The 5,706-nt window shown below is 74.4% G+C and carries 4 protein-coding genes; 1 reads left to right on the forward strand and 3 read right to left on the reverse strand.

Annotation, left to right across the window (positions count from 1 at the left end; translation table 11 throughout):
* The 3 genes from CCN72_RS41045 to CCN72_RS34395 all read right to left on the reverse strand — a co-directional run.
* A partial coding sequence (locus tag CCN72_RS41045) for an ABC transporter ATP-binding protein (RefSeq protein WP_244174621.1) occupies positions 1 to 1,389 on the reverse strand: 1,389 nt, incomplete at its 3' end.
* 146 nt (positions 1,390 to 1,535) lie between these two features.
* Complete coding sequence (locus CCN72_RS34390; RefSeq protein ID WP_086812261.1) at positions 1,536 to 2,294, reverse strand: NUDIX hydrolase; 759 nt, start codon at positions 2,292 to 2,294, stop codon at positions 1,536 to 1,538.
* 109 nt (positions 2,295 to 2,403) lie between these two features.
* Entirely contained in the window at positions 2,404 to 3,822 is a 1,419-nt protein-coding gene (locus CCN72_RS34395) for a DUF4192 domain-containing protein (RefSeq protein ID WP_107430241.1), read from the reverse strand.
* A gap of 133 nt (positions 3,823 to 3,955) precedes the next feature.
* Between CCN72_RS34395 and CCN72_RS34400 the strand changes: the two genes are divergently transcribed.
* Positions 3,956 to 5,706, forward strand: a 1,751-nt coding sequence (locus tag CCN72_RS34400) for a RecQ family ATP-dependent DNA helicase (protein WP_086812265.1), incomplete at its 3' end; no start/stop codon positions are given.

The following is a 5,706-nucleotide window of genomic DNA, read 5'->3' on the forward strand; positions in this document are numbered from 1 at the left end:
CGCACCCTCCTGCCCGGCGCCAGAAGGCCGTTCGCCCGTCAGTCGTGGACGATGGACCCCGAGACCCGGACCGGTGGGAACGGCGCCGGGCAGGAGGGTGCGGAGGGCGGAGATGCGGGTGGTGGCGATGCGGGACGGGACGACGCGGGTCGGGACGAGGCGGGTGTGGGTGAGGCGTGTCCGGCCGGTTTCCGGCCTCCCGGGGTGGCGGGCGGCGGTCTCGGCGTCGACGGCCGCGCGCGCCTCGGCCCGGGGCGGGGCCTCGGCGGGTTCGGCCGACGAGGCCGGGGCCGGGGCTGAGGCGGTCGAGAGCGCCGGGGCCGCCGAGGAGTTGGGCCGAGGCGGCCTCTGCGCGGCGGGGGTCGAGGGGGTGGACTCCGTGCGCGTCATGGTGAGCGGGTCCGGCACGGAGAAGCCGAAGACGGTCTTCTCGCGCTCCGGTGGCGTACGACCGCCCGCCGGGCCGCCCACGGTCGGCGCACGCTCGGGCAGCGCGCCGTCCGCGGCGGAACCGGGACCCATGTCGCCGATCTCGTCGGCGAGTTGGTGGACGAGGATGCCGTGCCGGAAGGCCGTCTCGCCGATCACCGAGGTCGTGGTGCCGTACACGGAGAGGCGGTTGCCGCCCTCGCGTACGACCTCGACGGAACGGCGGCCGGTGCGGGCCTCCTTGGTGAGCGCGGCCGCGAGGCGCCCGGCGTACGGGCTGCGCACGGCCACGCGCGGGCGCAGCCGGGTGCGGGCGAACTCCCCGGCCGCCTGGTCGGCGACGAGCCTGCCCGCGTCGAGCGTGACGACCCGGTCGGCGATGCGCGCGGCCTCCCTCGGGTCGCCCGTGGTCGTCAGTACGGTGCCGCCCTGATCGGCGTGGGCGCGCAGCATGCCGTGCAGCCACTGCGCCTCGCCGGGGGAGAGTCCGCGGGTGGGGTCGTCCAGGACGAGCGTGTGCGGGTCGGGCAGCAGGGCGCAGGCCAGGCCGAGCCTGCGGTCCATGCCGCGCGAGAGCGTGCCGAGCCGTTCCTCGCGGAAGCTGACGAGGCCGACGGCTTCGAGGACCTCGTCGGCGCGGCGCCCCGGGACGCCCGACGCCGCGCACAGCATGCGCAGATGTCCGCGGACCGAGCGGGCCGGATGCCCCGGTACGTCGCCGAGCAGCACGCCGACCTCACGTGCCGGATGGGCGATCCGGTACAGGGGCCGTCCCCTGAAGTAGGTGATGCCGCGACCGGGGCACAGGGCGAGCATCAGCCTCAGGGCCGTGGTCTTGCCCGCACCGGCGGCTCCCAGGAGCACGGTGATCCGGCTGGCGCGCGCTTCGAAGGAGACGTCGTCGACGGCGGGCGGCCGCGCCTTGCGGGAGATGCTGGTCAGTCCGAAGGCTTGGATCACCTGCACCAAGATAGCGTGCGATGTCCGGTTTTTTGGTGTATGGGGCGGTTTGACGATGTATGCCACGCCCCTGCGCCGGTCCCTGTCCACCGTTCGACGCAACAGGAGCCCTGCCCTTTGGGCCCGCGGCCGGGTTTCGGCGCCGGTCAGACCTCGGGGCGCAGCATCGGCGGGTTGAGCAGCGTGGCACCGCCGGCCCTGAAGAGCTGGGCCGGGCGGCCACCCTGGCGTGTGGTCGTGCCTCCCGTCGGGACGAGGAACCCGGGGGTCCCGGTGACCTTGCGGTGGAAGTTGCGCGGGTCGAGGGCCACCCCCCACACCGCTTCGTACACCCGGCGCAGCTCGCCGACGGTGAACTCGGGCGGGCAGAACGCGGTGGCCAGCGAGGAGTACTCGATCTTGGAGCGGGCCCGCTCCACGCCGTCGGCGAGGATCTGGGCGTGGTCGAAGGCCAGTGGTGCGACGGGCTCGCCGTCGCGGCCGTAGCCGCCCTGCTGGAGCAGTTCCTCGACCGGGGCCCAGCGCGCGTTGCTGGCGTCACCGCCCGCGCGGGGTGCGGGCAGGTCGGGGGCGAGCGCGAGGTGCGCCACGCTGACCACACGCATCCGCGGGTCCCGGTCGGGGTCGCCGTAGGTGGCGAGTTGCTCCAGGTGCGCTCCGTTGTCCTGGGCCGGGGTCGAGGGGCCGTGCGCGTGCAGCCCTGTCTCCTCGGCCAGTTCGCGCGCCGCCGCCTGATTCAGGTCCTCGTCGGCCCGTACGAAGCCACCGGGCAGCGCCCATCGTCCCTGGAAGGGTGACTCGCCCCGGCGGACCGCCAACGCGCACAGCGCATGACGGCGAACGGTCAGCACGACCAGGTCCACGGTGACGGCGAAGGGCGGAAAGGCTGACGGGTCGTAGGGCATGCCGCGATCATAGTCGTCTTCCTGACGATAAACACGCCCTTCGCTCGGCGGCACCGCCGGTGCTTCCGCTTCGTCGCGTTATGGGAGGCGAGGCCGGCTCCCGTCCGGTTCAGGTCGTGGTCTCCTCCGTTCCCTTGGTGGGCATGCGGGTGCCTGCCGGGTGCCGGGTGCTCGCGCGCGGAGCCCGGCCGGCGGCCTGACCGGGGCTCGCCGGACGGCGCCGCTGCCCGGGCACACGGGCGGCGCGGGGGCCGTCCCCGGCGGCGAGGGCGGACCGCAACCGGCGTCGGCGGCGGATGCGCGCGGCCGGATCCGGTTCGCCTGCGGGTGCCGGGCCCGCCATGCTTTCCGCGTGCCCCGGGGGTTCGGTCGTCCCCGAGGCGTCTGTCGAAGGTTCCGTGCCCGGCGCTCCCCCGGGCCGTCCCACCCGCATGCACCGGCGGATCGATTCCACGTCCAGTCCCTCATTGCACGCCTGGTGCAGGAGGCGGGCGAAGAGGTAGTCAGGGTCGGCGCCCAGCGCCATGGCCAGGGCCTCGCGGGCTTCGAGTTCATCGCCCGTGGACCAGGCGACCCAGCCGGCCAGGGTCAGCGGAGGGGCGGCGTGCTCGGCGTACGGCCCGACGCAGCGGCGGGCGAGGGCGCGCCAGAGCCGGAGCGCGGGGGCCGCTTCGTCGCCCTCCATCCAGGCGGCGGCGCGGTCGCGGGTGTTGCGGTCCTGGAGGCCGAGGATCAGCCGGGCCGCCTCGTCGTGTCCGATCAGGCCGTCGTCGCGCAGGTCGGCCGGGCGGGCGCCCGCGACCGGGGTCGCCGCGGCGAGACGGTGGATGACGCGCTCGGCGAGGGCGATGGTCTCCTCGGCGACCTCCGCGCGCCCCGCCTCGTCGAGGATGCGGGGCACCAGCGCCAGCCCGCCCGCGTCGAGGGCGGCCTCCTGCTCCCGTGCCGCGGCGGCCTCCCAGGGCTGGAGCCGGGCGCGCAACTCCTTGAGGGTGCCTCGGACTTGGATGCCGGCGTAGGTGGCCGCTGCGGCGAGGACGGAGGTACCGGGCAGGCCCATCGGCGTACCGTCCTCGGGGCAGCAGTCCTCGGCGGGGCAGCAGTACGACCAGTAGCGGCCGTCGGAGATGCAGAGTGCCTCGATGACCGGCACGTCCAGGTCGCCGCACTGGATGCGCAGCAGATGGGCGAGGCGGGCGAGACGGCGTTTGACGTCCCGGCCGCGCTCTCCCGGGGCGGGTTCCTGGCAGACGTAGGCCACCAGCTGTTCGGGTTTGGCGCCCCGCCGCTCGCTGCTGGTCACCAGACCCCGGGCCAGCTGCCGGGCGGCCTCCTCCCAGTCTTCCTCGTGCGCGGGGATGCCGAGCCGGGCCCGGCCACCGAACCTGCCCTTGCCGTCGCTGTCGTGCAGGGCGACCAGGACCATGCTGTCCTCCGGCCGGTACCCCAGCAGATAGGGCAGGGCGTCGGCCAGTTCGGCCGGGCTGCGCAGGGTGACCTGCGCGGTGGTTTCGCTGTGATTCGTCATGCGCCGACGATCTCGCGGATTCCGCGAACCCGCTCGGACCTGTGGATAAGTCGAATCAGGGACACGACAAGCCATCGAGGGTTGTCCACAGATCCGCGATCGGCCCGCCCGTTCGTCGGTCCCGTCCTGTTGTATGGAACGCATGGAGCACGAGCACACGAGCAACGCGGATCTCCGGGCAGGGGCGGATGCCGTCCTCGCCCGGCTCGTCGGGGACACCACGGGCGCCGCCCGGCTGCGCGAGGACCAGTGGCGGGCCATCGAGGCGCTGGTCGCCGACCGGCGCCGGGCGCTGGTCGTGCAGCGCACGGGATGGGGCAAGTCCGCGGTGTACTTCGTGGCGACCTCGCTGCTGCGGGCCCGGGGCAGCGGGCCGACCGTGATCGTCTCGCCGCTGCTCGCGCTCATGCGCAACCAGGTGGAGGCGGCGGCCCGCGCCGGTATCCACGCCCGGACCATCAACTCCTCGAACACCGAGGAGTGGGAGGACGTGCAGTCCGCGATCGCCGCCGGCGAGGTGGATGTCCTGCTCGTCTCGCCCGAGCGGCTCAACAACCCCGACTTCCGCGACCAGGTCCTGCCCAAGCTGTCCGCGGCGACCGGACTGCTGGTCGTGGACGAGGCGCACTGCATCTCCGACTGGGGCCACGACTTCCGCCCCGACTACCGGCGGCTGCGCACCATGCTCGCCGACCTCCCGCCCGGCGTCCCCGTGCTGGCCACGACCGCGACGGCCAACGCCCGGGTGACCGCCGATGTCGCCGAGCAGCTGGGCACCGGCGGCGGCTCCGACGCGTTGGTGCTGCGCGGCCCGCTGGACCGGGAGAGCCTGAGCCTCGGGGTGCTGCGGCTCCCGGACGCGGCGCACCGGATGGCCTGGCTCGCCGACCATCTCGACGATCTGCCGGGTTCCGGCATCATCTACACCCTCACGGTCGCCGCCGCCGAGGAGGTCACCGCGTTCCTGCGGCAGCGGGGCCACACCGTCGCCTCGTACACGGGCCGGACGGAGAACGCCGACCGGCAGCAGGCGGAGGAGGATCTGCTCGCCAACCGGGTCAAGGCGCTGGTCGCCACGTCCGCGCTCGGCATGGGCTTCGACAAGCCCGATCTCGGATTCGTGGTCCATCTCGGCTCGCCCTCCTCCCCCATCGCCTACTACCAGCAGGTGGGCCGCGCAGGGCGTGGGGTGGAGCACGCGGAGGTGCTGCTGCTGCCGGGCCGGGAGGACGAGGCGATCTGGGAGTACTTCGCCTCGCTCGCCTTCCCCTCCGAGGAACTGGTGCGGCGCACCCTGGACGTCCTCGCCGGCGCGGACAAGCCCCTGTCCCTGCCCGCGCTGGAGCCCCTGGTCGAGCTGCGCCGCTCCCGCCTGGAGACGATGCTCAAGGTCCTCGACGTGGACGGGGCGGTGCGCCGGGTCAAGGGCGGCTGGCTCGCGACCGGGCAGCCATGGTCGTACGACGCCGAGCGGTACGCATGGGTGGCGCGGCAGCGGGCGGCCGAGCAGCAGGCGATGCGCGCGTACGCGGGCACCACCGAGTGCCGGATGGAGTTCCTGCAACGGCAGCTGGACGACGAGGGGGCCAAGCCGTGCGGCCGCTGCGACAACTGCGCGGGGCCGCGCTTCACGGCCGACGCCTCCTCGGCGGCGCTCGACGCGGCACGCAGCGATCTGGGCCGCGCGGGGGTGGAGGTGGAGCCCCGGCGGATGTGGCCGACCGGGCTCGGGGCCATCGGGATCGGCCTCAAGGGGCGTATTCCGGCCGGTGAGCAGGCGGCGCCGGGGCGGGCGCTGGGGCGGCTCTCGGACATCGGCTGGGGCAATCGGCTCCGCCCGCTGCTCGCGCCGCGGACACCGGACGGGCCCGTGCCGGACGACGT

The organism is Streptomyces murinus (assembly GCF_002154555.1).
In the GTDB taxonomy this organism is placed as follows: Bacteria; Actinomycetota; Actinomycetes; order Streptomycetales; family Streptomycetaceae; genus Streptomyces; species Streptomyces murinus.